Origin of the sequence: Neobacillus drentensis (assembly GCF_036965645.1) — a bacterium.
In the GTDB taxonomy this organism is placed as follows: domain Bacteria; phylum Bacillota; class Bacilli; order Bacillales; family Cytobacillaceae; genus Neobacillus; species Neobacillus drentensis_D.
Genome location: NZ_JBALPZ010000085.1, coordinates 24,760 through 46,210, shown reverse-complemented (window position 1 = coordinate 46,210; position 21,451 = coordinate 24,760). Strand labels below are relative to the sequence as shown.

General features: G+C 39.8%; 22 protein-coding genes and 1 pseudogene. 16 read left to right on the top strand and 7 right to left on the bottom strand.

Going from position 1 to position 21,451, the window contains the following annotated elements; genetic code table 11:
• Positions 1 to 74 precede the first annotated feature (74 nt).
• The 3 genes from V7266_RS16895 (at position 75) to V7266_RS16885 (ending at position 3,565) form a co-directional block, all read left to right on the top strand.
• Positions 75 to 1,751 (top strand): DUF6044 family protein, encoded by a 1,677-nt coding sequence (locus V7266_RS16895; RefSeq protein ID WP_335469299.1) that lies wholly within the window; start codon positions 75 to 77, stop codon positions 1,749 to 1,751.
• 17 nt (positions 1,752 to 1,768) lie between these two features.
• A complete protein-coding gene (locus V7266_RS16890) occupies positions 1,769 to 2,809 on the top strand; it encodes a glycosyltransferase family 2 protein (protein WP_335469297.1) in 1,041 nt (346 codons plus the stop codon).
• 129 nt (positions 2,810 to 2,938) lie between these two features.
• On the top strand, positions 2,939 to 3,565 hold the full coding sequence (locus V7266_RS16885; RefSeq protein ID WP_335469295.1) for a LysE family transporter: 627 nt from the start codon (positions 2,939 to 2,941) through the stop codon (positions 3,563 to 3,565).
• Positions 3,566 to 3,739: 174 nt separating this feature from the next.
• On the opposite strand, the gene V7266_RS16880 is transcribed toward V7266_RS16885, so the two are convergent.
• On the bottom strand, positions 3,740 to 5,113 hold the full coding sequence (locus V7266_RS16880; RefSeq protein WP_335469293.1) for an amino acid permease: 1,374 nt from the start codon (positions 5,111 to 5,113) through the stop codon (positions 3,740 to 3,742).
• A 64-nt stretch (positions 5,114 to 5,177) separates the two neighbouring features.
• Complete coding sequence (locus tag V7266_RS16875) at positions 5,178 to 5,339, bottom strand: hypothetical protein (RefSeq protein WP_335469291.1); 162 nt, start codon at positions 5,337 to 5,339, stop codon at positions 5,178 to 5,180.
• 224 nt (positions 5,340 to 5,563) lie between these two features.
• On the opposite strand from V7266_RS16875, the gene V7266_RS16870 reads away from it, so the two are divergent.
• Positions 5,564 to 6,319 (top strand): yteA family sporulation protein, encoded by a 756-nt coding sequence (locus V7266_RS16870; protein ID WP_335469290.1) that lies wholly within the window; start codon positions 5,564 to 5,566, stop codon positions 6,317 to 6,319.
• Between the two features lie 337 nt (positions 6,320 to 6,656).
• Here V7266_RS16870 and V7266_RS16865 read toward each other — a convergent pair whose 3' ends face one another.
• The gene (locus V7266_RS16865; RefSeq protein ID WP_335469288.1) at positions 6,657 to 6,863 is read right to left on the bottom strand and encodes a YozQ family protein; all 207 of its coding nucleotides are present in this window, start codon (positions 6,861 to 6,863) and stop codon (positions 6,657 to 6,659) included.
• A 93-nt stretch (positions 6,864 to 6,956) separates the two neighbouring features.
• On the opposite strand from V7266_RS16865, the gene V7266_RS16860 reads away from it, so the two are divergent.
• The 8 genes and pseudogenes from V7266_RS16860 (at position 6,957) to V7266_RS16825 (ending at position 13,293) form a co-directional block, all read left to right on the top strand.
• Positions 6,957 to 7,094, top strand: coding sequence for a hypothetical protein (locus V7266_RS16860; protein WP_335469287.1), 138 nt, complete (start codon positions 6,957 to 6,959; stop codon positions 7,092 to 7,094).
• Positions 7,095 to 7,271: 177 nt separating this feature from the next.
• On the top strand, positions 7,272 to 8,168 hold the full coding sequence (locus tag V7266_RS16855) for a cation diffusion facilitator family transporter (RefSeq protein WP_335469285.1): 897 nt from the start codon (positions 7,272 to 7,274) through the stop codon (positions 8,166 to 8,168).
• A gap of 223 nt (positions 8,169 to 8,391) precedes the next feature.
• On the top strand, positions 8,392 to 9,330 hold the full coding sequence (locus tag V7266_RS16850; protein WP_335469284.1) for a magnesium transporter CorA family protein: 939 nt from the start codon (positions 8,392 to 8,394) through the stop codon (positions 9,328 to 9,330).
• Positions 9,331 to 9,587: 257 nt separating this feature from the next.
• A pseudogene (locus tag V7266_RS16845) lies at positions 9,588 to 10,795 on the top strand (S8 family peptidase).
• 146 nt (positions 10,796 to 10,941) lie between these two features.
• Complete coding sequence (locus V7266_RS16840; RefSeq protein WP_335469282.1) at positions 10,942 to 12,174, top strand: helix-turn-helix domain-containing protein; 1,233 nt, start codon at positions 10,942 to 10,944, stop codon at positions 12,172 to 12,174.
• Positions 12,171 to 12,320, top strand: coding sequence for a hypothetical protein (locus V7266_RS16835; protein ID WP_335469281.1), 150 nt, complete (start codon positions 12,171 to 12,173; stop codon positions 12,318 to 12,320). The genes V7266_RS16840 and V7266_RS16835 overlap by 4 nt, the downstream gene beginning before the upstream one ends.
• Positions 12,321 to 12,649: 329 nt before the next feature.
• Positions 12,650 to 12,814, top strand: coding sequence for a hypothetical protein (locus V7266_RS16830; protein ID WP_335469279.1), 165 nt, complete (start codon positions 12,650 to 12,652; stop codon positions 12,812 to 12,814).
• A 77-nt stretch (positions 12,815 to 12,891) separates the two neighbouring features.
• Positions 12,892 to 13,293 carry a cytosolic protein gene (locus tag V7266_RS16825; RefSeq protein WP_335469277.1) on the top strand — a complete coding sequence of 134 codons (402 nt, stop codon included), beginning with the start codon at positions 12,892 to 12,894 and terminating at the stop codon, positions 13,291 to 13,293.
• A gap of 48 nt (positions 13,294 to 13,341) precedes the next feature.
• Here the strand turns inward: V7266_RS16825 and V7266_RS16820 are convergent, their stop codons facing one another.
• Complete coding sequence (locus V7266_RS16820; protein WP_335469275.1) at positions 13,342 to 14,859, bottom strand: MDR family MFS transporter; 1,518 nt, start codon at positions 14,857 to 14,859, stop codon at positions 13,342 to 13,344.
• A 184-nt stretch (positions 14,860 to 15,043) separates the two neighbouring features.
• Here V7266_RS16820 and V7266_RS16815 point away from each other — a divergent pair, with 184 nt between their 5' ends.
• The gene (locus tag V7266_RS16815) at positions 15,044 to 15,910 is read left to right on the top strand and encodes an aldose epimerase (RefSeq protein WP_335469274.1); all 867 of its coding nucleotides are present in this window, start codon (positions 15,044 to 15,046) and stop codon (positions 15,908 to 15,910) included.
• A 51-nt stretch (positions 15,911 to 15,961) separates the two neighbouring features.
• Here V7266_RS16815 and V7266_RS16810 read toward each other — a convergent pair whose 3' ends face one another.
• Entirely contained in the window at positions 15,962 to 16,345 is a 384-nt protein-coding gene (locus V7266_RS16810; RefSeq protein ID WP_335469273.1) for a VOC family protein, read from the bottom strand.
• A 20-nt stretch (positions 16,346 to 16,365) separates the two neighbouring features.
• Positions 16,366 to 16,929, bottom strand: coding sequence for an FAD-dependent oxidoreductase (locus V7266_RS16805; protein WP_335469271.1), 564 nt, complete (start codon positions 16,927 to 16,929; stop codon positions 16,366 to 16,368).
• 614 nt (positions 16,930 to 17,543) lie between these two features.
• Here V7266_RS16805 and pxpB point away from each other — a divergent pair.
• The 3 genes from pxpB to V7266_RS16790 are packed head-to-tail and all read left to right on the top strand — an operon-like array spanning position 17,544 to position 19,976.
• Positions 17,544 to 18,281 carry a 5-oxoprolinase subunit PxpB gene (gene pxpB, locus V7266_RS16800; RefSeq protein WP_335469269.1) on the top strand — a complete coding sequence of 246 codons (738 nt, stop codon included), beginning with the start codon at positions 17,544 to 17,546 and terminating at the stop codon, positions 18,279 to 18,281.
• Complete coding sequence (locus V7266_RS16795) at positions 18,268 to 19,035, top strand: LamB/YcsF family protein (RefSeq protein WP_335469268.1); 768 nt, start codon at positions 18,268 to 18,270, stop codon at positions 19,033 to 19,035. Before pxpB ends, V7266_RS16795 begins: the two co-directional genes overlap by 14 nt.
• A complete protein-coding gene (locus tag V7266_RS16790; protein WP_335469266.1) occupies positions 19,032 to 19,976 on the top strand; it encodes a biotin-dependent carboxyltransferase family protein in 945 nt (314 codons plus the stop codon). The genes V7266_RS16795 and V7266_RS16790 overlap by 4 nt, the downstream gene beginning before the upstream one ends.
• 263 nt (positions 19,977 to 20,239) lie before the next feature.
• Here V7266_RS16790 and V7266_RS16780 read toward each other — a convergent pair whose 3' ends face one another.
• On the bottom strand, positions 20,240 to 21,442 hold the full coding sequence (locus V7266_RS16780; protein WP_335469262.1) for an MFS transporter: 1,203 nt from the start codon (positions 21,440 to 21,442) through the stop codon (positions 20,240 to 20,242).
• Positions 21,443 to 21,451 lie beyond the last annotated feature (9 nt).

Here is a 21,451-nt window from a genome sequence, read left to right as displayed (position 1 = left end):
GTTTTTTGGAATAAATTTCATTCCTTCAGTAAATTTTAAAATGGAAGAACTCTTGAACATAGGGGTGTAGAAGAGTGGTTATTGAAACGAAAAAGGAGCGCAGCTTAATCCTTTTCGCTTTAATTGTGATTGCGGTCTATCTCTCTCCACTATTTATTTTGCAGGAAAATGCCCATATCCGGGTTCATGATAATCTGGACTCCAATTTAGCTTGGTATAAGGTATTAGCAAGAAGTGGAGAAATGTTTGGCAGCGTTAATGCCGTCATTCCGCAAATTATTAATGGACAATTATCGAGAAATGCTTTTGGGACGGAATATAGTGTGATTGTCTGGTTATATACGCTCTTTCCGACAATGATTGCCTACGGATTAAGCCAAGCGATCACAAGGGTTGTTGCTTTCTTTGGTATGTACTTATTGCTTAAAGACCATCTAATGCCAGGACATAAATGGCTTGTGATAAAGATTGGAAGTGCTCTAGCTTTTGCTCTAACCCCTTTTTGGCCCTCAGGGATGCTAAGTACATTAGGTATGCCATTAGCACTATGGGCATTCCTCAATATCCGAAACCATGAGGACACATGGAAGGACTATCTTGTGCTGACACTACTTCCTTTGTACGCAAGCATTGTATTAGGTTTTTTCTTTTTTTTGAGTGCAATAGGGATTTTTTGGCTCTGGGATGTATTGCGAGGCCGGGGATGGAATCTGCGATTTTTATTTGCGATTGGTTACATGACGGGTATTTTTATGCTGGTGGAATATCGGCTTATTTATTCTTTTTTGTTTTCCTCTGAACCTAATAGCCGTGATGAATACTTCCATGCCCATCTTTCATTTTGGAGAGCCGTTAGGCTCTTTGCAAAAAACTACTTACTTGGACACACGCATGTGATGACCGTACATACCCTCATTATTCTGCCGGCAACCTTAATTGCAATCTATATCGTGTTTACAAAAAAGCTTTGGGAAAAGGAAAAGATTTATGTCCTTTTATTTGGATTAAATATATTCCTATCACTATGGTATGCCTTTTGGTTTTATGAGGGCTGGCTGCCATTAACAAAAATCTTTCACTTTATGGATACCTTTAATTTTGCCCGCTACCATTTTTTAAGACCAATGGTGATCTATGCAAGCTTTGCTCTTGCTTTAAAAATTATTGCCGTCCATGGACTTGATGGGATGAAAATAGCTAAATGGCTAATCGTTTCGCAAATTGTTTTTTTAGGTTTATTGAATGATGAGATTATCTACCGGGAAAAGCCAACGGTTAAGGAGTTCTTCGCAGAAGACTTGTTCATCGAAATAAAGGATTATATCGGTCAAAATCCCGAAAAATACCGTGTGGCTAGTATCGGGCTGCATCCGGCTATTTCTCAATTCAACGGTTTTTATACGATTGATACTTATAACAATTTTTATCCATTAAGCTATAAGCATCAATTTAGGAAAATCATTGCAAAGGAATTAGCGAAAAATAATACCATCCAAAAATATTATGACAAGTGGGGCGGGCGCTGTTACCTTTTTACAGCCCAGCTGGGAAAAAGATATATGATTAAAAAGGATTCAAAACGGCACTTGAAAAATCTTCAGCTCAACACGGAAGTCTTTAAGGAGATGGGCGGCCGGTATATCTTCTCGTCCCTTCCAATCGACAATGCCAGGCAGAACAAGCTTTTACTTGAAAAAGTGTTCTCTTCAAAGAATTCAGCTTGGAAGATTTATTTATACAAAACTATGTAAGCAGCGAGGGATTATAAATGATAGAACCAGTCCTTACCATTGTTGTACCATGCTATAACGAGGAAGAAGTGTTACCAGACACCATTGAACAACTCGAGGGGCAGCTAAAAGAACTTATCGATGATAAACTTGTTTCAAAAAAAAGCAAAATCTTATTTGTTGATGATGGCAGTAAGGATCGAACATGGGAGCTCATTTATAAGGAGGGGCTGCGGAACGAATATGTTCGCGGCCTTAAATTATCGCGAAATGTAGGCCATCAGAATGCTCTTTTGGCGGGATTATTTACCGCCAAGGAGCATTCTGATTGTGTCATTTCGATTGATGCTGACCTCCAGGATGATGTTCGGGTTATTCGTGATTTTATCGTCAAGTTCTGTCAAGGTTGTGAAATTGTTTATGGTGTCCGCAAAGGGAGAGAGACGGATACCCTATTTAAACGAAGTACAGCGCAAGGGTTTTACAAACTTATGAAAAAGATGGGTGTTGACCTTGTTTATAATCATGCCGATTTTCGACTGTTAAGCAAGCGTGCTGTCCATGAACTCGAGCAATTTAATGAAGTTAATTTATTTTTAAGAGGTATTGTTCCATTACTAGGTTTTCGTTCCGATGTCGTTTATTATGACCGTTTAGAAAGGCAGGCTGGGGAAACCAAATACCCTTTAAAAAAGATGCTTGGGTTTGCTTTTGACGGTATAACATCCTTTTCTGTTTCTCCCATCCGCTTTGTGTTAATAACAGGATTTGTTTCCTTTTTCATGAGTTTGCTTTTTGGAGGATATTTCTTGGCCCTTAAATTTTTTGGAACCACTCAAACGGGGTGGACGTCCTTAATTACCTCGATCTGGTTAATTGGCGGCCTGCAGTTGATTGCCATCGGATTGATAGGTGAATATGTAGGGAAAATTTATAAAGAAACCAAGAACCGGCCTAAATATATTGTTGAAATTGATTCCTATTCTTTACCTGTGCCCAGGCATCACTTGCTTAATCAGCCGCTGGATGAGGGCGGATTGAGTTTCGACTTTAGGAGGGTATCTGACTCAAATAAGTAACTGTTAAACAGTGGGCTTTCTATTAAATCAGGAAAGCTCTTTTTTGTATTTTTAGTTGTACAACCCTGTCCTTTTGAATACACATGGATAGACAGGCATCTATCCAGTGCTATGGGGGGAGAGGTATTAATGAATGTATTTTTGAGCTATATATTGTTGGGGTTATCGCTAGCCGCTCCAATTGGGCCCATTAATGCGGCACAAATTGACCGAGGGATTAGAAATGGCTTTATGCACTCCTGGCTTATTGGAGTAGGCGCCGTGGTCGCAGATGGAATGTATATGCTTGTTGTTTACATAGGTGTGGTTCAATTCCTAGAGACGGCTTTTATGCAAACCTTTCTGTGGTTCTTTGGCTGCTTTGTACTGATGTATACAGGAATCGAAACCTTTATGAATGCAGGAAAAATCAATTTGCAACAAGCACGAGGCAAAGAACCGCTTTATAAATCATTTTTTTCGGGCTTTTTAATGTCGATTTCCAACCCCTTAACCATTCTGTTTTGGTTGGGGATTTATGGATCCGTTCTTGCTAAAACGGCGGCTACCTATGAGACAAGCCAATTAATTCTTTATAGCAGTGCCATTTTTATTGGTCTGCTGATCTGGGATATTACGATGGCAGGTGTAGCGAGTAGCTTCCGAAAATTCTTAACTTCCCACTTATTGGTCGTTATATCGTGTCTATCTGGTATTTCATTGATTGGTTTTGGGATTTACTTTGGCATGCAAGCGTTTCATAATTTGTTTGGATAATCAAAAAAGTCAGCCTAAGGCAACTGACTTTTTTGATTCCTGAACTTTGGAAATTGTCCAGCTCCAGCGCCTACCCCTCGAGGTCACAAGTCAATCCGTCCAAAAGGTTAAAGAACAACCTTTCGGCCGGCTTATCTTGTGCTTGTCGGGGCTTATCAAGGCGCTTCCGCTTTTCTATGCTGTTGGCCAAGGCTTGAGAACTTTACTCTTGCTTTTTTCTTTGGTCTTTTGTTTTCTCCATTTAAAACTGAGGATAAAGGTAATAATCCCGATGACCCCGATAAAGGCTAAACTAATGAAGAAACCAGGCCTGCTTGTTTCATGAAATAAAGTTCCGCTGACAGCGATTAAAATAAAAAGGGCTCCTATCGTATACATAATTTTTTCCTTTAGTTTTAACTCTAAAATTTTTCTAGAGGAGGCAAGAATAAAAAGCCAATTATACAGAAGCATTAATCCAGCTGCCGTCGTCACCCACTCATAAATTTTATCAGGGAGTACTAGGGCCGACACGATTGATGCTGTGATGCCGAGCATCGTAATAAGCAGTGTCCATAACGGGACCTTTAACTTCCCTTTTTTAGCAAAGCAGGCAGGAGCGTCTTTCTCTTCACCAAGGGTTTCTAATACGCTGGTTACTCCATATAAAGATGCGGTCATCGTCGAAAAACCAGCGATGATCAACGCAGCATTAAAGAAATGAGGGATAAAAGGCAAATGGTATGCATTTAAGGCGACAACAAAGGTACTTTCATCTGTGTTAAATTTATCCCAGGTTACCATCATAACAGCCAAACCAATCGACAATACATAGATAATCATGAGGGTAAACAGCATGACTTTTCCAGCCTTTGGTGCTTCACTTGGATCCTTTAATTTCGTCGCCATTAAACCTAAAATTTCAATCCCGCCAAACGCATAAAAGGCAAAAATAACGGCAGACCACAAGCCGATTGTCCCATGCGGTAAAATTTCATCAGCACTATTCGGAAACTGAATCGGACGGTCACCATCAATAACACCAAAGATAGCCAGCAAAGCAATAACAATAAACATAGTAATGGCAGATATTTTTAAAATAGCCAAAATATTTTCAAGCCTATTTAACACTTTTACGCCAATTAAAATAATCGTTAATCCTAAAATCGCATAGACGGCGGTAAATATCCATAAGGGAATGTTTGGAAACCAGAAGCGTGAAAAAATCGATAGTGCTGTTAATTGGCTTCCCATAATTAGCACTTCTGAAGACCAATAAACCCAGCCGCTGCTAAAACCGGCCCATCGTCCGTATGCTTTCTTGGCATATGACCTAAACCCTCCCTTTAAAGGCTCTTGTGAGGTCATTTTTGACAAAGCGTCGTAGACAAAATAAGTACCAAGCGCAGCAATTAAAAACGCAAGCAATATAGCGGGACCTGCCATTTTAATGGCAAGACCAGAGCCTAGGAAGAAGCCTGTTCCAATCGTACAGCCCACTCCAAATAGCGACAACTGCCACCATTTCATATTGTTTTTTTCTTTTGCACCTGATTTGGATTTACTCATTGTATTCTCCTTTGTGCATCGATCATGTAAGAGGGAGACTTCCTTTCTCCTTAAGGGCTGCTATTTATAAATCGCGCCCTGTTGCACCAGGTGATTTATCCGTATTAGATTGGTTATTATATTCACGGTCATTAAGTCCAGGCTGTTGATTTTTGTCGCTTCCGAGATATTTTCCTTGATGTTCCTGCTGAACTTTTCTAAATTTATCAAAGTTTTCATTAACCACAAAATCTCCTCTTTTCTTTTTATTTTCACTTAATCATTCTTAAGATACACGACGGCTAAAAACTTATTCGAATGCTTCCTAAAAACAAAAGTGAAATTTATTGGAATTAAATTTTTATTACATAATCAACCATGAAAAAAATGAAAATATAAAGGAAAGATAAACAAAAACAATAAATGGGTAAATAGATTGTGAAATAGCGTTTTAGTGAAAGGGGTTTTCACATGTTATCGACACAGCAGCTAGCTGAGTTACGGTTACAATTATTAAAAGAAAAAAGTGATGTAGAGGAACGACTTGACCAGAACGACCATCTCGGATTTGAACGCGGACATGACCACGAGTCGATGGGGGAGTTATCTAGTTACGATAACCATCCAGCCGATGATGCCACTGAACTTTATGAGCGTGAAAAAGATAATGCCTTACTTGAACACTATAAATTAGAATTAGGAAACATTAATCGCGCCCTAGAGGCAATGGAACAGGGAACATACGGAAAATGTGAGGTTTGCGGCAAGGAGATACCAACAGAAAGGTTAGAAGCCCTGCCAAATACAACTTATTGTATTGAGCATAGCCCTGACCAAGTGACCTCCCATGACCGGCCAATTGAAGAGGGTGTCCTGATGCCTCCGTTTGGTAAGTTTGATATGGATGAATCTGATGAGAATGTGGCCTTTGATGCGGAGGATTCGTGGCAGGCTGTAGCGGAGTGGGGGACATCTGATACGCCTTCTGATCTTGCTTTTCCTAAGGACCACTATAACGACACATACAATGAATCCGAAGAAAGTATTGGCTACGTGGAAGACTATGAGAACTTTGTTGGAAATGATATGTATGGAAACAACGTAACCGTTTATCCAAATGCACAGCATGAAAAATATGAGGATGCTCTCGATGAAGAAGGAATAATGACAAGTTTTGGGGATTTGCCTGCTTTTGAACATGACCCATACGTTGATGATGATAAATGATGGCTAAAAAAGAAAACAGCTTTCATGTGAGAGCTGTTTTCCTACTTCAAAAGAAAAAGTGAATAAAATTTTGCTTAGATAATTGTCCAGCTCCAGGCGCCATCGACTCGAGGTCACAAGCTTATCCAGCTGCGGCTCCTTGGGACTCGAAGTCTAAGCCACCCCCCAGAAGAAGGCAAAGAGCGCCTTCTTACAGGGTGCGTCTTAGCCTAGAGTCCCAGAACAGTCGCCTCCACATTTAGGTCAATCCGACCAAAAGGTTAAAGAACAACCTTTCGGCCGGCTCATCTTGTGCTTGTCGCCGATAAGCGAGCGCCTTGCGCTTTTCTTATTAACTTTATTCGAAACCTTTTTTAGGGATCGGAATATCTTTGCCATTAACGTCATCAATGACGGCCCCAATTTCACCCTCTGTATAGGTATCGCTCACTTGCTCATGAGAAGTAGCAATGCCAGAAGATAGGTCGTCACTTTCTTTATAGTAGCTTGGATGATAAAAACTGCCTGCTAATTCTTTTTTAGGGTTTGCTTTTTTATGTTCCACTTGGAAACCTCCCTTGTTAGATTAATGGTACAACCGTATTTTTTCTTATTTCACATTTATTACTCCTATAAAATTTTTGAAAGGGGCATACCAATGAAACAAAACAATGATTTTCCATCACGCGAAGAGCTTGATCAAGCCTTCCATTACCTGCACGATCAAATAAACCGGATTTCTGTCGTGGAAGAAGTAGAAATGCTAAAGGAAGAAAAACAAGGACAAGAGGAATAAGGGCCTGTTTGTTGCCCTTATTCAACTTTGCTTGTATCACGCAAGAGTTTTTCTCTAGACCCACCCAGGTCCTTTTTGATATGATTCTTGAGGCAATTCTGCTTAAACTTAAGAAAAAACAGGTCAATGTCAACAATGTGTTATTTGACGTTTTTTTAATTTAAAGGTGGTTTCATTATGGTAATGAGAGAAGCTCTGGCTAAGAAAATAGCCTGGATTAGTGTGATTAGTAATGTCATCCTGACACTAGGGAAAATTGTGATTGGCTGGTACGGACATAGTGACGCCGTCTTTGCAGATGGAATCCACTCAGCAGCAGATGTATTTGCTTCTGTGATTGTTTTACTGGTAATCAAAATTGCCAATAAACCGGCTGATAAGGAACATCCCTATGGACATGGAAAAGCTGAAGTCATTGTCTCTGAAATCATTGGGATTCTCCTTCTTTTAGTTGCGGTCTATGTGGCATATGAAGGAATCAGCGGTTTCTTCCATGAGGTGGAATCACCAAGTCTGTTAGCGATGTGGGTGGCCCTTTTTTCATTTATTACAAAGATTATCCTTTATCGAAATTCACTAAAAGTGGCGAATGAGAATAATAGTAAGGCCATTGAAGCGATCGCTTTTGACCATAAGGCGGATATTGTAGCATCGATTGCGGCCGCGATTGGGGTACTCCTTTCCATCATTGGAGAGCGGATGGATATTCACTTTTTACTTTACGGTGATAAGGCAGCCAGTGTATTTGTCGCTTATTTAATTTTTAAAATTGCCAAAGAGATGTTAACCGAAGCCTTTGATATTCTATTAGAGCGTAATATCGACACGGAAACGCTGCAGGATTATATAAAGGTGATTAAGGATTTTACAGAAGTTCGCAGGATCGACCGTGTAAGAGCGAGAGAACATGGCCATTACGTGTTAGTGGACATTCGGATCGCCATTGATCATTTCAAGACCATTAAGGAAGGGCATGATTTGGCAAAATCAATTAAACTGGCACTTATGGACCAAAATGACAATATCCATGAAGTTTTAATCCATCTAAATCCTTATTTTCCTGAAGACAAATAATTCCTGAAAAAAACTCCTTTGTACTTTGAAGCATTTGGGTTTATGATAGGATAGGATATAAAAGAAAAGGGAGTTGATATTTTTGAGTTATTCCGTAGACCCGGACCCAAGTAGGCGGGGGGAAGTCAATGTAATCTTAGAATTGATGAAATTGAATATCAGAATATCAACTCTTAAAAAGGTTGTTGGCTTCCTCGAATAAAGTACAGAGGAGGTTTTACTTGTGTTAGAAATTTTTAAAAGCACCGAAGCAAGGGTTCTTGAACAGGTTGACGTAGTCTCAAAAGGCTGCTGGGTCAATATGTATGCCCCAACAGCAGAAGAAATAAATAAAGTTTCAAATGATGCTCAGGTTGATGTAGATATAATAAAAGATGCGCTGGATGATGAAGAACGTCCGAGGATTGAACGGGATGACGGCCGAGTGTACATCATCGTCGACTTTCCCTATATTATCCACGATGAAACAGGCTTAGCTGTTTATGAAACGATTCCAATTGGCATCATTTTAACAGAAGATAATATTATTACTGTCTCATTAAAGGATTCACCAATTATTGAAGAGTTTCGAAAAAATCGGGTGAAGGAGTTCTTTACCTTTAAAAAAACACGCTTTGCGCTGCAAATACTGTTTGTGATTTCGTCTTATTATCTTCGTTATCTTAAGCAAATTAATAAGAAAACAAATGAAATTGAACGGGAAGTACATCAATCCTTAAAAAATAAAGAACTGTATGCTTTTCTTGCGTTAGAGAAAAGTTTAGTTTACTTTACCACATCACTAAAATCGAATAAGGTTGTCCTTGATAAGATCTTGCGTTTTAATTATTTAAAAATGTATGAAGAAGATAAGGATTTATTAGAAGACGTGATTATCGAAAAGACGCAGGCCATTGAGATGGCAGAAACATACCGTTCGATTTTATCTGGTATGATGAATGCATTTGCTTCGATCATTTCCAATAATTTGAACATTGTCATGAAGTTTTTGACGTCGATTACTATTATCTTATCTTTCCCAACGATGGTGGCAAGCTTTTATGGGATGAATGTGGATATTCCTTTCCAGCACGCGACCCATTCGTATGCCATTCCATTAGTAATTTCGGCATTTTTAACGAGTTTAACAGCGTTTATTTTTTGGAAAAAGAAATATTTCTAGATTACCAGTCTTTTATTAGGCTGGTTTTTTTTCGCTCTGTTAAATTTGGTTGTTGATTTCCGCTCCAAACAACAGAGTTTAAAAAACAACCATGTGTTTAACAAAGCCATTTTTAAAAAAATTTCCCAACTTCTTTTTCTACTATTGATAGGCAGGTCCGAATATAATTTAGCGCGGTGACTTGTTCTGTACTATTTAGAAAGGGGAGTTTGGATGAAAAAAAGAGAACCATAGGTGCAGTGATCATGAGTGTGGTAATGGGGATCTCCTTGTTTGCGACGGGGGCTTATGGTCAGCAAGTGAAGTCAGATGAATCATTCCGGGTTCTGATTCAAGGTCCAGCTTCTGAAAAGGCAAAGGCAAAAGCAAGCTACGGTGCCCGCTGGGAATTTGCAGCAAATGGTTTTACAACGACCGTCAATGCACAGCAATATCAAGCACTCCTCCATAACAAAAATTTAACGATTGAGAAGGTGCCTGAGGTTCAATTAGCTGTTGTAAATGAAACGGCAGCAAAACCAGGTGCAACTGCTTGGACGGCTCCTAGTGATCGAACACCTTGGGAATACAAGCAATTTACAATGATTCAGCCATTGCCAGTACATCCGGCGGCAGCGGCATAGTAGTAGCTGTTCTTGATACAGGGGTGAATCGAAACCATCCAGACTTATCTGCCAATGTGGCACAATGTCAGGACTTTTCGCAAATGAAGGTGTCCTGGGTAGATGGCAGCTGTTCGGATGGAAATGGGCACGGTACTCACGTTTCGGGTACAGTCCTGGCGAATGGCGGAAATGGGTCGGGGATTTATGGCGTCGCGCCTGAAGCAAAACTATGGTCGTATAAAGTATTAAATGATCGTGGCAGCGGCTATTCCGATGACATTGCAGCTGCCATTCGGAAGGTAGCGGATCAAGCAGCAGGTAAAAAGGTGATTATTTCGATGTCACTTGGTTCGAGCACTAAGGATTCACTCATCACTGACGCTGTGAACTATGCCTACGGTAAAGGTGTCCTGATTGTGGCAGCGGCCGGAAATGATGGATCTGCCGATAATACCATTGGCTACCCAGGGGCATTACCGAATGTCGTGGCTGTAGCTGCACTCGAAAATGTCCAGCAAAATGGGACTTATCGTGTAGCAGATTTCTCTTCTAGAGGTAATTCAGCTACAGATGGTGACTATATTATTCAAGAACGGGATGTTGAGGTTTCGGCACCAGGCAGGGCGATCGAATCGACCTGGAAGGACGGTGGATATAACACGATTAGTGGTACTTCCATGGCAACACCGCATGTCTCCGGTCTTGCGGCAAAGATTTGGGCTGCAAATCCGACATGGTCCAATGCACAGATACGGGCAGAATTGCAGAATAGAGCAAAATCATATGATATAAAGGGGGGTATAAGTGCCGTAACAGGTGATGATAATGCATCGGGTTTTGGTTTTCCAAGAGTAAAGTAATCATGATAAGGCCATCCGGATAAGTTCCTTCGGATGGCTGTTTTCAACTTTTTGAAAAATTGTCAACATAAAAATAATAAAAAATGGTGTTAGGAATTTTTTATATTAATAAAATGGTAATAAAAGAAAGGCAAGCTGGTGGCATGATGGAATTTGGAGCCCTAATTAAATACTATCGAACCCAACGAGGAATGACCCAAACAGAGCTAGCGAAGGGAATATGCTCTGTTCCGCATTTAAGTAAAATTGAAAACAATTCCAAAGAGGCAAACGAGGGAACGATTGCGCTTTTACTTGAACGGCTCAGTGTTAGCATTGAAGAAACGGAAGAAAAGGAAGAAGAAATTAAACACCTTCTTAGAAATCTACATAATCGAATAAATTTCTACCTTAGTAAAGAAGTAGATGTATTTTATCAAAAATTAAAAAAGAGGGAGCATCTCATCCCATTCTCAAACCATATTTATATGTGTGAGCTAACGAAATATCGTTATCTGCTATTTAAAGGATACATTGCGGAAGCGGAGTTACAAAGGGACTTACTAGTTAAGCAAAGGAAAAATTTTTCCCAACATGAAAGTTATTTATTTCGCTACTATAATGCCATATTCTTAATTTTAAAAGGAAAGCTTATAAACGCCGATGAAATCCTTGAAACACTGTACATAGAGAACTATCATGAGACAACTAGCGGTGAATTTCTTTATCATCGAGCTCTCGTAAAAAGCTCGCTCGAACAATCGGGACATGCGATCCATTTTGGAAAAATCGCTCTGCAGATTTTTATGAATCAGCATAACTTTTTACGGGTCCTTCACACCTTAATGCTATTAGGCATTAATTATACTCATTCCAAAATATATGAAGAAGCAGAAGGCTGTTTTCAGCATTCAATTCGTAATGCTGAATTGCTAAAGCAAGAAAAGATGCTGCCGCAAATTTACCATAACATGGGTTTTTTACAGCATAAACTCAACAATGACCGGGAAGCACTGTTTTATTATGAAAAGAGCTTGGACCTTCAGCCTAATGTAAATGAGGACTATTTAGTGACACTTTATTCGATTGGTGAAATTCATTTTTCCTTCAAGGAGACCGATCAAGCAAAGAAATGCTTACAGGAGGTCTATTCATTATCAAAGGAGTTGGGGAATAAGAAATATCGTCTCTTGGCTGAATTTTATTTGTTTTATATGGCAGCACCGCAAAAAGCATTTAAATATTTAGAAACTAAGCTCATTCCTTATTTTGAGGAGACAAAGGAACATTTTGATTATCTTTGCCGTTTTTATAAAATGTTAGCAGATTATTATAATGAAATCGGGATGGTCCACAAAGCTGTGAGTTATCTAAATAAAATTACAGGAGGAATTTTATGAAAAAAATGGCTGCCTTAATACTTTCATTTTCATTTCTTTTTGTTTTCGTATCTAATACTGCTGTAAAAAGTGAAAGTGTATCTACTGCATCTAATTATGCTTATGTTGGGCCACAAGGTCCTCCTATCCAGCCTCCAGTAGGATAATAGTGAAAAAGTCCCTGATCGCTCAGGGATTTTTTTCAATCGCTGGAATGCATGACTATGGAAGACAGATAGTGTTCAAAGTGGCGATCCGATCCTTTGCGTCAGTAATTTATATTATTGGACGATTGACCTGCTAAAATATTTAGGAAAATTTAATATAAGTCACACGGTTGTATATTCTACTAATACCGAGGGGATTTTACAGCACAAGAAAACACATTAGTTCGAGAACGATCCTCGGCAGTCGGTCTTGAGGATGTGTGTCTTAATTCATGATGTAGAGCAGTCACATACTGATTAAAGTCCAAATAGAAAGCGGGTGATGTTACATGAGAGATCAAGAACTGTTTGATGATAAAGAATGGGAAAAAGAGACGATAAAAAAGCTTTACGGTGTAGAACCGGAAATGACTCTGCAAACAGCCAGGTTCGCAACAACAGAAAATCCTCTACTAACGGAATATTACCCAGACCGATGTAAAGATGAACAATAAGCCGAATGAAATGGATCCACTATTGGGTATCCTAATATCATGTGTTTGTACTTTATGTAATGGTTAAGGAGGAAATCATGGAATCATTTGTTGTAGGGTTTCACCAAGAAGATAATGTAGACAGCATGCAAATACAGAAAATAAATCAAGAGGAATTTAATAAAGCAACCGAGGGCGGGACAAGGCATTTATTTGAGCTTGATACAAACATCGGCTTTTTTGTCTTTTTTGACGCTGCAGACATTGATGGAAATCTCTCTTATATGGTCTTACAATATGAAGACGACAATGAAGACCCTGTTGGCTGTTATTCCTTTCAATTGAAAGACTTCTATGAATTTATGGCGCTCTATTTAAATGATCTTGAATTTAACGAGGAAACAGACGAAGAAGAAGAGGAACAAGAATATGGAGCGATTCATCATCTTGCTCATTTATTGTTTCATATCGTTGAAGCAGGGAAGGATCTTAAGGTTTAAAAACAAAAGCACTGGCCGCTTTGTACTTCAGGTCAGTGCTTGTTTTTTTCAACCTTTTACGGATTTCTTGGTTACTTCTACTCGGGCTTTTCCCATAAATATAATCGTAATTGCAGCAAGGGCAATAGGGATCAATGTTAGTATAAAGGTGTGTGTGATCGAATAAGACATTGCTTGAACAATTTTATCTAAGATAAAATCAGGGATTTTGGCTCGTTCACTTGCTTGGAAAATTTGCCGGGGGTCGCCCATTTGAAACTGCTGTCCGCTACCGCCCTGCATGCCTTTAAAGGCTTCCTTTAATTGGTCTGTAAACAGATTGCCTTGCATGGTACCAAAAATGGTGACACCAAGTGTCATCCCAAATGAACGTAAAAAGGCATTAGTTGAATTAGCCGTTCCCCGGTATTGCGGCTCCAAATTGTGCATCGAGGCAGTGGGCAGCAAGGAGAACGAAAAGCCGACCCCAAAACCAACCAAAATCATATAAATCGTTAGTAAATAACGGGCGGTGTCAACCGTCATCGTTCCGAGTAAATACATCCCGGCCACATAGGAAATAATCGATACGATCATCAAATTTCGGAAAGATGTTTTTGTTGAAAAAATCCCTCCAATTGAACTTCCTGCCACCGACCCTAACATCATCGGTGTTAAAATTAATCCCGCGTTCTTGGCAGTACCTCCATAAACAGCTTGAACAAAAATCGGGATAAACACGGTTAGGATGATAAATGTTCCGCCATATAAGAAGGACAGGATCTGCGATGCAGCAAACAAACGGCGTCTAAACAGCCAAAGTGGTAAAATCGGTTCCGCCGCCTTAAATTCGGCAATGAAAAAGGCAACAAAAAAGATGAAGAAGCTTGCAAATAAACTAATAATTTGCACAGAATCCCAATCATATTCCTTACCGCCTAATTCGAGTGCAAACATCAGACTCACGACCGAAATCACGAGTGTAATGGCACCAAGATAATCAATTTTTTGCTTAGCATGCTGTAATGATTCATGATAGAAACGGACAATTAAAATAATCGATACAATACCAATTGGAACGTTTACATAAAAAACCCAATGCCAGCTAATATAATCGGTTATATAAGCACCAAGCAATGGCCCCAAAACACTGGAAGCGCCAAAAACAGCACCGAGCAGACCTGTCATTTTTCCGCGGTTTTCCGGCGGGAAAATATCAAATACAATGGTAAAAGCAATCGGCATTAGTGCACCGCCGCCAATTCCCTGAATGGCCCGGTATACACTTAACTGGACGATCGATTGGGCTATACCGCATAGAGCAGAACCAATCAGGAAGACGATTAACCCAAAAAGAAAGAAACGTTTCCGTCCGTACATGTCGGATAGCTTTCCGAATATTGGCATTCCCGCCATGACGGCAACCATGTAGGCAGATGTGACCCAAACAAATTTGTCAAACCCGCCGAGGTCTGAGACGATGGTTCCCATGGCTGTGGCGACAATGGTATTGTCCATGGCCGACATCAAAATTGCGAGCAAGAGCCCTGTCACAACAAGCTTAAGATTTGTACCTTGTTTAATCATAAAAATCTCCTTTTAATGTTCCGAAATATAAATTGCGGACTAACCCGAGTGCTTCTTTGCTTTTTTTGTTTGATGTTTAAATACCGACTAGCAGGTTAAAATTAATTTTATTAATTGGGTTATAGAATTGTCAATTTAATTGTTAAAGGTGAAGAATGTTAAATAGAAGGGATGAACATTACACATGTATCAGCTTAAGGTTAATAAAGAAAAGGAATTATCTGTTTATGAATTATATAATGAAACGTTAGGCAGCTGGTTAAGGGTGGTTCCAGACCGCGGCGGAATTATTACTAGTTTTGGTGTAGAAAACGACGAGATTTTATTTTTAAATAAAGAGACTCTTTATGATCCAAAGAAAAATATTAGGGGCGGAATACCAATTCTTTTTCCCATATCAGGACAGCTGGAAAATGGGGAATATGAATGGAACGATAAAGTTTACAAAATGAAAAATCACGGTGTAGCCAGGAATCATCCTTGGGAAGTAATCGATACAGATTTAAATGATACAAAGGCCACGGTAATTTTACGCTTAGTAAGCAATGAAGAAACCATGAGAGAATACCCATTTCATTTTGAAGTTATTTTTAACTATACGATTACTAAAAATGAGCTATCGATCGACCAAGTTTATCGGAACAATTCAGACGAGTCCATGCCGATCTATGCGGGTTTTCACCCATATTTCCAAACATCTAGTAAAGATTTGACCTATGAAACCGATGCGAAGTCCTATTTAGATTATAATACGATGGAGAAAAACGCTATTAACCATTCCTTGGATTTAACCAATAAAAAGGAATCCTTAGTATTATTGGATAGTAGGAAAAAGCAAATAGCATTTGAGCTTCCCGAACTAAGGAAAAATGTTACCATGAGATATGGAGATGAATTTAAGTATATTGTGTTGTGGACAGAGGCAGAACAAGAATTTATTTGCGTTGAACCATGGATGGCCATGACCGATGAACTCAATCGGAAAGAAGAATTAGTCATCGTTGAACCCGGTAAATCACTTCATACATCATTAGTCATAACGGTGAAATAGCGATTAAGTATTATAGTAAAAAACCTCCTGAAAAAAGGAGGTTTTTTACTGCTATCTTAGAAAGAATTCAACTTTTTCCCCGTCAGGACCGTTTACAAAGAAATTACGATACCCGTTCGGAAGGGTAGCGACTTCTTCGCTAATAAATGAAACGTCCAATCCTTTTAAACGGTTAAATTCCTCTTCAATATTATCTACTAGGAAAGCAATGTGGTTGACTTTCCCTTCCTCTGGAAGATCGGGATTACCGCCATATACTAATTCCAATTCCGTTTCATCAGAACCATTGAAGCCAAGGAAGGCTAAGGTTAAAGCTCCATTATTAATGGTAAACTTATCCTTAATATCCATACCAACAATCTCTTGATAAAATGTCAGTGATGCATCTAAGTCTTTAACAAATACGCCAACATGGTCCATCTTTTTAACAGCCATTTTCATTGCTCCTATGCTAATTAAGATTTTAAAACATCATGGTCAACATAGCGTTCACCATTGATTTCACTAATCACATTAATCGCAACTTTAGCACCGTCGCCAGCTGTAATGATGGTATGGACACTCACACCAGCAACCGTTCCAGCTGCCCAAATGCCGTCGATATTGGTTTTACCAGCTGCATCCACATCTAGGACTGTTTTAATTCTTGGTTCTGTTCCTGGCTTTGTATTTAGGCCAATCGTTTCTGCAAGTGTTACCAAAGCTCCGGTTGCCACAATCACATGTTTTGCTTCATATTCATTTTGGTCGGTTACTACCTTAAAACCATCTTCGGTCTTTTTAACATCGGTAACAGTCGCTTCGACTAATTCAGCGCCGAATTTTGTTGCTTGCTTTTTACCAATCTCAATTAAGTCAGGACCAGTGATTTCGGAAACACCATAATGGTTTTCAATCCAAGCACGTTTGGTCATGCTTTTGTCATTGTCGACAACCAAAGTTTTTTTACCAGCTTTAGCTGTAAATAAAGCAGCACTGGCACCTGCAGCACCTGCTCCAATAATAACTACATCAAACATCAAAATCCCTCCAATTTTTAGTAATAATTCTAGCTTAGCGTAATTAAAAATGATTGTAAAATGAAGTGCTTACATTTTAGGGCTGACGTAGATAACAAGTTATGCTTTCTTTAAGGGGGAAATTTTAAATCATTTTTTACCCCCAATAAACCGCTTTCAAAATCGTAACATATAGAAATCAAGGATAGGGGGCGGACAATATGTCGTTAATATCTAAGATTCATCACAAATGGCATATAATGAGGAAAAACTATCATCAACTGTTATTGGATAGTTGTCTAGATTATACTTTGAAAAATAAAATAACAAAAAAGATTATTTATCATGAGGAAAAAATAAGACAGTTAAATTAATACTAGTAGGAAATTAATTGGATTGATTCGTTATTGGATAGCTGGACTGACCTCCAAGTAAAAAGTGGAATTACCGATGAAAAGTATCTGCATAAACGCAGATGCTTTTTTTGATACTTTTATAACAACAGTAATATGAAATTTAGGGAGTTCTTAAAGTGAATCTTTAAATTAAAATTGCAATTTTGAGAAAATTAATTTAATAATGGTAGTGTACTTATCTATAACCTAAAAACAAACGACGAAAAATAGGGGATTACCATGATTGAGATAAAATCACTCGGAGATTTAGCCATCCAAGTATCGTTTGGGAATCAAATTAATGAGGAGATACAACGGGAGATCCAGCGATTTATTGCAGGTCTTAAAAAAGCAAAAATAAAGGGGATCATCGAATGGGTGCCGTCCTATTGTACGGTAGTTATTTACTATCAGCCAGAGGTCATTAGCTATCACGTCTTGGAAAAAATCCTCAAAAGTTATTATTCTTCTGCTGACAAAGTTGAGCGTGAAAAGGGGATCGTTTATGAAATACCTGTTTATTATGGCGGGGAAACAGGTCCTGACTTACCATTTGTGGCCAGCTATCATCAGTTAAGCGAGGAAGAGGTGATAAGCCTGCATACAAGTAAGGAATACCTGATTTATATGATGGGATTTGTCCCGGGGTTTCCTTATTTGGGCGGACTGCCGCCAAATCTCGCGGTTCCAAGACTCGAACATCCACGACCAAGTGTGAAGGCGGGTGCGGTTGGTATTGGTGGGAATCAAACAGGTATTTATCCCGCTGAGGTCCCGTCCGGCTGGCGCATCATAGGAATTACACCCGTTACCCTTTTTGACGTAAATCGCCCGTCACCGTTTCTTTTTTCGGCAGGAAACTATATCAGATTTCATTCGATCGATTTACAAGAGTATGAAAGAATACAGCAATTAATTGCTAATAAGACATATGAACTAAAAACATATAAAAGGGAGAAGAAATATGACAGTGATTGATTTGAATTGTGATTTAGGGGAGAGCTTTGGCGCCTTTAAGATTGGTAATGATGGAGTGGTATTAAAGTATATCTCGTCTGCAAATATTGCCTGCGGGTATCATGGCGGAGACCACAATGTCATGTTTGAGACCGTCAGACTTGCCAAAAAATATGGAGTCCAAATAGGTGCTCATCCCGGTTTCCCGGATCTAGCCGGTTTTGGGAGAAGGGAAATGAAGCTGACCCCTCGAGAAATTTATCATCTTATGGTCTATCAAATAGGGGCTTTGGAAGCTGTATGTAAAACTAATGGAACAAACCTCTCTCACGTGAAGCCGCACGGTGCTTTATATAATATGGCGGCCAAGAATCGGGAAATGGCCGATTCCATCGCTCAAGCTGTTTTCGATCTGAATCCTGAACTTGTTCTATTCGCGCTTGCCGGAAGCGAATTAGCGAGTGTTGGGCAAGAGAGGGGATTACTGGTTGCAGGGGAAGTGTTTGCCGACCGCACCTACCAGCCAGATGGGACATTAACCTCCCGCCAGGAATCAAACTCTATGATTCATGATTCTGAGTTTGCGATAACTCGGGTTATCCGCATGATTAAGGAAGGAAAGGTTGAGGCTGTTGATGGGACAGATATAGCGATTCAGGCGGATACGATTTGTGTACATGGAGATGACCCGCAGGCATTGGAATTTGTAACGAAACTAAAGCAGGCTTTTCAACAGGAAAACATCAAGATTAGAAAAATCTGGCGAAGCGAATGAAGGATATCTTAAAAGTATTGAAACCTGGGCTGCAAACCACCGTTCAGAATTTAGGCAGATATGGATACCAACAATTCGGAATAAGTCCATCTGGGGCAATGGATTCCTATTCTATGCAAGTGGCAAATATCCTCGTTGGAAATCCTAAGGGCGAAGCTGTACTCGAGGCAGCTTTAATAGGTCCAGAAGTGGAGGCCTTAAGCGATATTGTAATCGCCATTTGCGGCGGTGATTTTACGCCTAAAGTGGATGGGATGGAAGTTTCGATGTGGAAAAGCTTCCTCTTCCGGAAGGGGCAGGTACTGACAGTCGGCCATTGTCAACGGGGCGCCAGAGCTTATTTAGCCATTGGAGGAGGCATTGATGTTCCTTTTGTGTTAGGCAGTAAATCAACCTTTTTAAATGGAAAGTTTGGCGGCTTTGAGGGACGGGCACTTCAGAAGGGGGATGTACTAGTTGGCAACCCTTTAATAAGGAGGCCATATAAAATGCTTCATCCGGAATTGGTTCCCCAATATGCAAAAGAAATGACGATTCGGGTGGTTATAGGACCTCATGAAGATCGATTTACGGAGGAGAGTATTCATCGGTTTTTCTCGGAGCAATTTGTTGTGACCCATCAAGCCAATCGGATGGGCTATCAGCTAAAAGGCCCGAAACTCGAACACATTGGCGGCCCAGATATCATTTCCGATCCCATCCCGCTAGGCGGAATCCAAGTCCCCGCAAGCGGCCAGCCCATCATTCTCCTCGCCGACCGGCAAACCACCGGCGGCTATACAAGAATCGGTACTGTCATCTCTGAAGACATTCCGAGTGTTGCTCAAGCGGTGCCTGACACCATTCTTCACTTTTCCATAGTGTCAGTGGAGGAAGCACAACTGCTTTATCTAAAGAGGCAGAAAGTATTAAAACATTTGCAGCTGTGGGCGGCAAAATAAAAAGAACCATCATTTCCTTCACGGGTTTGATGGTTCTTGTGTTTAAACTGATATAAGTGATCCTTTTTCGTCTTGGTTGCTCTTGTTCTCATATCCGTGAAAACAAACGGACTTCTTTTCGCCTCGGGTTTCATTTTCCCTTCGCGCGCTAGTTTTTCTCTAAGCTTTTTGGCTTTGGATTTAGCCATAAAACATCACTCCTCTGATTTGTTTCAATCCATTATATAACAAATCAAGGAGGTTTGTTAAAAAACTTAAATTTCCTATGCTTTTGCGTGCTGCTGGGCAGTTCCCTTTGCCGAAGCACTTTTCTTCGTATGAAGGAAGTAAAAGAGAACTAATCCGATTAGAATATAAAAGGAACAAAAGAAATATAGAGTACCATAATCGACTTTTGCTGCAATGATTCCTATGATAAAGGAACCTAACGCAATTCCGGTATCATAAATAGATAAAAACGTGGCAGTGGCCACCCCTCTTTTGCGGGGTTCCGCATCTTGAATCGCAATCGTTTGAAACGTTGGGAACAAGGTTCCCCAGCCTAAACCAATTAAACCCGCTGATAAAAGGAAAGTAACAGCTCCATTACTTTGGCTTAGAATAAACATCCCGATAGCGAAAAGCGCGATACATGGGAAACTAATCACATTAGCTCCATATTGATCTAACCATTTTCCAGTAAACGGCCTTGAAGCTAATAAAAGAATCGCATAAACCACAAAGAACATGCTGGCTATATTCGCTAAGTGAATTTCACTAGCAAAAATCGATACAAAGGATAAGAGAGCAGAATAAACAATTCCCAAGAAGCCGCCGACAATCGAAATGGGAACGGCAGAACCCTCAAATAGGCTGCTGAAAGAAAAAGAGGAATGAGCTTTCGGCTGAACAGTAGTTTCTGTTTTGACTTGTTTTACACTTAAACCAGTAATTAACGCACAAATGGAAACAATCACACTGATAATAAACAAGGTCTTAGCGCCCCATTGATGGATGGCCAATAGACCAATAAAGGGACCAATAACCATTGCTAAATTGGTTGACATAACGAAATAGCCCATTCCTTCTCCACGACGGGAGGCAGGGATAAGATCCGCGACAATCGTACCCACCGCTGTTGTCGCCATTCCAAAGCCAACTCCATGTAACAGGCGGATGACTAAAAAGCCAACCATGGAACTAGGGAAGAAATATAACAGCGAGGCTGCAGCGAAGATAATTAATGCTGTCAGCAGGACCTTGCGATTACCTGCTCGTTCAAGCCATTGACCGGCAAGCGGGCGGGAAATGATGGCCGAAAGTAAAAAGATTGTCGTCATCAGACCAGCCATAGAAGAACTACTATGTAATTCATCAAGTGCGTAAGATGGTAGTGTTACGAGCAAGATATAAAAAGATAAAAACAGAAATAGATTGCTAAAGGAAATACTAATAAAGTTTTTTGTCCATAATTTAGGTTTGTTCATGTGTTGCAC

Excerpts from the sequence above, each read along its gene's own strand:
- V7266_RS16805 (WP_335469271.1), bottom strand. The coding sequence starts at position 16,929 with ATGTTTGATGTAGTTATTATTGGAGCAGGTGCTGCAGGTGCCAGTGCT.
- V7266_RS16810 (WP_335469273.1), bottom strand. The coding sequence starts at position 16,345 with ATGGCTGTTAAAAAGATGGACCATGTTGGCGTATTTGTTAAAGACTTA.
- V7266_RS16880 (WP_335469293.1), bottom strand. The coding sequence starts at position 5,113 with ATGAGTAAATCCAAATCAGGTGCAAAAGAAAAAAACAATATGAAATGG.
- V7266_RS16885 (WP_335469295.1), top strand. The coding sequence starts at position 2,939 with ATGAATGTATTTTTGAGCTATATATTGTTGGGGTTATCGCTAGCCGCT.
- V7266_RS16855 (WP_335469285.1), top strand. The coding sequence starts at position 7,272 with ATGGTAATGAGAGAAGCTCTGGCTAAGAAAATAGCCTGGATTAGTGTG.
- V7266_RS16820 (WP_335469275.1), bottom strand. The coding sequence starts at position 14,859 with ATGATTAAACAAGGTACAAATCTTAAGCTTGTTGTGACAGGGCTCTTG.
- V7266_RS16825 (WP_335469277.1), top strand. The coding sequence starts at position 12,892 with ATGGAATCATTTGTTGTAGGGTTTCACCAAGAAGATAATGTAGACAGC.
- V7266_RS16795 (WP_335469268.1), top strand. The coding sequence starts at position 18,268 with ATGACAGTGATTGATTTGAATTGTGATTTAGGGGAGAGCTTTGGCGCC.
- V7266_RS16790 (WP_335469266.1), top strand. The coding sequence starts at position 19,032 with ATGAAGGATATCTTAAAAGTATTGAAACCTGGGCTGCAAACCACCGTT.
- V7266_RS16860 (WP_335469287.1), top strand. The coding sequence starts at position 6,957 with ATGAAACAAAACAATGATTTTCCATCACGCGAAGAGCTTGATCAAGCC.
- V7266_RS16780 (WP_335469262.1), bottom strand. The coding sequence starts at position 21,442 with ATGAACAAACCTAAATTATGGACAAAAAACTTTATTAGTATTTCCTTT.
- V7266_RS16835 (WP_335469281.1), top strand. The coding sequence starts at position 12,171 with ATGAAAAAAATGGCTGCCTTAATACTTTCATTTTCATTTCTTTTTGTT.
- V7266_RS16830 (WP_335469279.1), top strand. The coding sequence starts at position 12,650 with ATGAGAGATCAAGAACTGTTTGATGATAAAGAATGGGAAAAAGAGACG.
- V7266_RS16870 (WP_335469290.1), top strand. The coding sequence starts at position 5,564 with ATGTTATCGACACAGCAGCTAGCTGAGTTACGGTTACAATTATTAAAA.
- V7266_RS16815 (WP_335469274.1), top strand. The coding sequence starts at position 15,044 with ATGTATCAGCTTAAGGTTAATAAAGAAAAGGAATTATCTGTTTATGAA.
- V7266_RS16890 (WP_335469297.1), top strand. The coding sequence starts at position 1,769 with ATGATAGAACCAGTCCTTACCATTGTTGTACCATGCTATAACGAGGAA.
- pxpB (WP_335469269.1), top strand. The coding sequence starts at position 17,544 with ATGATTGAGATAAAATCACTCGGAGATTTAGCCATCCAAGTATCGTTT.
- V7266_RS16840 (WP_335469282.1), top strand. The coding sequence starts at position 10,942 with ATGGAATTTGGAGCCCTAATTAAATACTATCGAACCCAACGAGGAATG.